General features: G+C 65.2%; 1 protein-coding gene. It reads left to right on the top strand.

Features of this window, described 5'->3' with window-relative positions:
- A partial coding sequence (locus ACIBJH_RS48125) for an amino acid adenylation domain-containing protein (RefSeq protein WP_399123413.1) occupies window positions 1–4,867 on the top strand: 4,867 nt, incomplete at both ends.

The raw sequence follows: 4,867 nt of genomic DNA, 5'->3' as shown, positions 1-4,867 counted from the left end.
TGGCGGGTGTCGAGGAAGCCACCCGGCTGGCTCCGGTGCGGGCGGGCCGGGTTCCGGTGGCTCCGGAGCGGGTGACGGTGGTTCTGCCGGAGGAGTTGTCGGCGGGGTTGTCGGCTGCGGCCCGTCGTTGTGGGGTGACGCTGAATACGGTGGTTCAGCAGGCGTGGGCGATGCTGCTGGGGCACATGACCGGCCAGGACGATGTGGTGTTCGGGGCGACTGTTTCCGGGCGGCCGGCCCAGATCCCCGGGGTCGAGTCGATGGGTCTGTCCATCAACACGGTTCCGGTGCGTGTGCGTCTGAAGCCGGGCGAGGTTCTGCGGGAGGCGCTGGTACGGCTTCAGGGCGAGCAGAGCGTCCTGCTGGCGCATCAGCATCTGAAGCTGACCGATATTCATGGCCTTACTCCGGCTGGTGAGCTTTTCGACACTGTGGTGGCATTCGAGAATCCTCCTGTTGAGGACGAGATCTTTGAGCAGGCGACATCTGCTCAGGTTCATGATGCCGGTCATTACCCGATGAGTTTGAGGGTGTTGCCTGGGGATCGTATTGAGTTCCGTATGGAGTACGGCCCTGATCTGTTTGCTCGCGGGGAGGTGGAGGGGCTCGGTAGGCGGTTTGTCCGTGTGCTCCGGGCTGTGGTCGAGACTCCTGAGGTTCGTTTGGGCCGGGTGGGGATGCTGGATGAGTCCGAGCGTGGGCGTGCGCTGTCTGCGTTGCATGGGCGTGTTGAGGGTGGGGAGTTCCGGGATGTTGTCGACAGGGTGAGGGATGTTGCCCGGCAGCGGCCCGATGCTGTGGCGGTTACGGACGATGGGGGGGATGTCACGTATGGCGTGCTGGTGTCCCGTGCGAGTGCTCTCTCGAAGCGTCTTGTGGGGCGTGGGATAGGGGCGGGTGCTCTTGTTGGGATTCTTTCGGATCCTGGTGCGGGGTTTGTGGGGTCGGTGTTGGGGGTGTTCGGTTGTCGGGCGGGTTATATCCCTCTGGATCCGCAGGCTCCGGTGGCGCGGAGCGCGGCGTATGTGGCTGACAGTGGTGCGGGTTGTCTCCTGACGGAGGAGAGGTATCTCGAACGTGCGCAGGCGATTGCTGTCGCGTCGGGGGGTGCCGTTGAGGTGCTGGTCATGGATGACGGGCAGGACGACGGTGTGGGGTGGTTCGCGAACGGGTCCAGGGGTTTTGACATCGCGTATTCGATTTTCACGTCGGGTTCGACGGGGCGGCCGAAGGGTGCGGTGGTTGACCGGGCGGGGATGGAGAATCATCTTCTGGCGAAGATTGGTGATCTGGGGCTTTCCTCGTCGGACCGTGTGATGCAGAACGCGCCGTTGACGTTCAACATTTCTGTCTGGCAGATGTTCGCTGTGTTGATGCTGGGGGGGAGGGTGCGGGTTGTCGACCGGACGACGGCTGCTGATCCGCGTGAGCTTTTCCGGCGTGTGGCGGATGAGGGTGTGTCGGTGCTGGAGGTTGTGCCCTCGTTGCTGCGGGCGGCTTTGGATATGTGGGATGCCGGTGGTGAGCGGGTTGTGTTGCCGGGGCTGCGCTGGCTGGTGGTGACGGGTGAGGCTCTTCCGGGGGGTCTGTGTGAGCGTTGGTTCGCGCGGTATCCGGGGATTCCTCTGGTGAATGCGTATGGGTCGACGGAGTGTTCGGACGATGTTTCGCATGCTGTGATCACGAGTGGGGATTTCGGGGCGGAGAGGAAGGTCACCATTGGCCGGCCTATTCGTAACATGCGGCTGTATGTGCTGAACGAGGCGTTGCAGCCTGTTGCTGTGGGGATGCCGGGGGATCTGTATGTGAGTGGTGTGGGTGTCGGGCAGGGGTATGTGGGGGATGCGGACCGTACTGCGGCCGCGTTTGTGGCTGATCCTTATTCTGGTGTGCCTGGTGCGCGGATGTATCGGATGGGTGACTATGTCAGGTGTCTTCCGGATGGTCGTCTTGAGTTCGTGGAGCGGCGGGATCATCAGGTCAAGATCCGTGGGCAGCGGCTCGAACTCGGCGAAATAGAAACCGTCCTGGCAGAGCATGTTCTCGTAGGCCAAGCAGCTGTGGTGCTTCGGGAGGACACGCCGGGGGACAAGCGCCTGGCGGCGTACGTGGTGCCCGGCGCCGGTGCGCCCACCGATGTTCTCGACCCGGCCGTGTTGCGTGAGCATGTGGCGGGGCGGTTGCCGGAGTACATGGTGCCGTCGGCTTTCGTGGTGCTGGATGCGCTGCCGTTGACGTTGAACGGGAAGCTGGACCGGAGGGCGTTGCCGGCGCCGGAGTATGCCGCGGGTGTGGGGCGTGGGCCGCGTACGTCGCGGGAGGAGATCCTGTGCGGCCTCTTCGCCGAGGTGCTGGGTGTGGAGTCGGTCTCGATCGATGACAGTTTCTTCGAGCTGGGTGGTCACTCGCTGCTGGCGACCCGTCTGGTGAGCCGGATCAGGGCGGTGCTTGGGATCGAGGTGGGTATCCGGGCGCTGTTCGAGGCGCCGACGGTTGCGGGCCTTGTCGAGCGACTCGATGAGGGTGTTCGGGTTCGGGAGCGGTTGGGCGTGCGGGTGCGGCCGGAGGTGCTTCCGGTGTCGTTCGCGCAGCGTCGGCTCTGGTTCCTGGGCCAGCTGGAGGGCGTCTCCGCGACGTACAACATCCCCCTCGTGCTGCGGCTCACCGGGACGCTCGATGTGGGGGCGTTGCAGGCGGCGTTGGGGGATGTGGCGGGCCGTCATGAGAGTTTGCGGACGGTGTTCCCGCAGGTGGACGGCGAACCGCGGCAGGAGATCCTGACGGGCGCCGCTGGCGTACCGTACTGCCTGGTCGAGCAGGTCCCGGAGCCAGAGGTCGCTGCAGCGATCTCAGCCGTGGTGACAGCGGGGTTCGATCTGGCGCTGGACCTGCCGTGGCGGGTGCGGGTGCTCCAGCCGGCCCCGGACGAGTGGATCCTGGTCGTGGTGGTGCACCACATCGCTGCGGATGCCTGGTCGATGGGGCCCCTGGTGAGGGACCTCTCCCTTGCATATGTGGCTCGCTACAAGGGCGAGGCTCCGGTGTGGGACACCCTTCCGGTGCAGTATGCGGACTACACGCTGTGGCAGCGCGAGGTTCTCGGTGATGAGGACGACCCGGAGAGCGTGCTTGCGGAGCAGGTGGCCTACTGGACGCGGGCCCTGAACGACCTGCCCGAGCAGCTGGAGCTGCCGGTGGACTTCCCGCGTCCGGCGGTTGCTTCGCACGAAGGTGCTTCGGTGCCTGTGCACGTCTCGGCCGAAACGCATGCGCGATTGGTGGAGTTGTCTCGTTCGTGTGGTGCGAGTGTGTTCATGACGGTGCAGGCCGCGTTGGCGGTGCTGTTGTCGAAGATGGGTGCCGGCCACGACATCCCGATCGGAACGCCGATCGCGGGACGCACCGACGACGCCCTCGACGATCTCGTCGGGTTCTTCGTGAACACGCTGGTCCTGCGCACCGATGTCTCGGGTGATCCGACGTTCCGGCAGGTCGTCGAGCGGGTCCGGGAGGCCGACCTCGCCGCGTATGTGCATCAGGACGTGCCGTTCGAGCGGCTGGTGGAGGTCCTCAACCCGATCCGTTCCATGGCCCGCCACCCCCTCTTCCAGGTCATGCTCACCGTTCAGCACCATGCACCGCTTCTGAGCAATATCCGCAGTGCTACGACCGGATCCACGACCGAGCACGAACTCGATCTGCCCAACCTGACCGTGCGGCCGGAGTCGACGGACGGGACGGTGGCGAAGTTCGACCTGTCCGTCAGTCTGGGCGAGACCCATACCGACAGCACACCCGCGGGTCTCGAAGGACGATTGGACTACCGAACCGATCTGTTCGAAGCGGCGACCGTCGAACTCCTCGCCCAGCGACTGGTCCATCTCCTCGACACCGTCACCGCCGACCCGGACACTCCCGTTCGGAGTATCGACGTCGTGGACGCGGGCGAGCGCGAGCAGGTTCTGCTCACGTGGAATGACACGGCCTCCGAGGTACCCGAGGCAACACTCACGGAGCTGTTCGAAGCCCAGGCTCTACGTACCCCCGACGCGATAGCCGTCGTGAGTGGCGGGGTGGAACTTACCTACGCACAACTGAACGAGCACGCGGATCGGCTGGCCGGACATCTCGCCAGCCAGGGCGCCGGACCCGAGCGGGCCGTAGGCCTGTGGATGGAACGGTCGGCAAAGCTGGTGACCGTGCTGCTGGCCGTACTGAAGACCGGCGCGCACTACGTGCCGTTGCACGAGGGACATCCCCCGAGCCGTCTTCGGCTGGTCCTGGAGGACTGTGAACCCGAACTGCTGGTGACGGACCGGCCCGCGCAAGCGAGTGAGTTCGCCGGGACCGCGCAGATCATTTCCCCCGATGCGGCCCTTGAGGCCGTTTCCACGGCGGAACGTGTGCAGCGGGCTGGTACAGGTGGCGCAGACGGGCTCGCCTATGTGATGTACACCTCAGGCTCGACAGGTGAGCCCAAGGGCGTGGCCGTCACCCACCGCGGGGTCGCCGACCTCGTGTTGAACAGGTGCTGGAAGACGGACAACCACGAGCGCGTGCTCTTCCACTCGCCGCACGCCTTCGACGCTTCGACGTTCGAACTCTGGTTCCCTCTCCTCTCCGGCGGAACCATCGTTGTGGCTCCTGAGGGAACGTTGGACGCAACGTCCCTGGAACAGCTGATCAAAGCTCATGAGATCAGCGGCGTGGTTCTGACGGCGGGGCTCTTCCGGGTCATAGCGGAGGAGACCCCGGCATGCCTCGCCCAACTGCGTGAGGTGCTGACGGGTGGTGATGTGGTGTCGCCCGTGGCGGTGCGGCGGGTGTTGGAGGCGTGTCCGGACACTGTGGTGCGGGTGTTGTACGG

This window comes from Streptomyces sp. NPDC050548, from assembly GCF_044457385.1.
Lineage (GTDB): Bacteria > Actinomycetota > Actinomycetes > Streptomycetales > Streptomycetaceae > Streptomyces.
The sequence above is the reverse complement of the archived record's forward strand: the minus strand, read 5'-3'. Positions and strand labels throughout refer to the sequence as shown.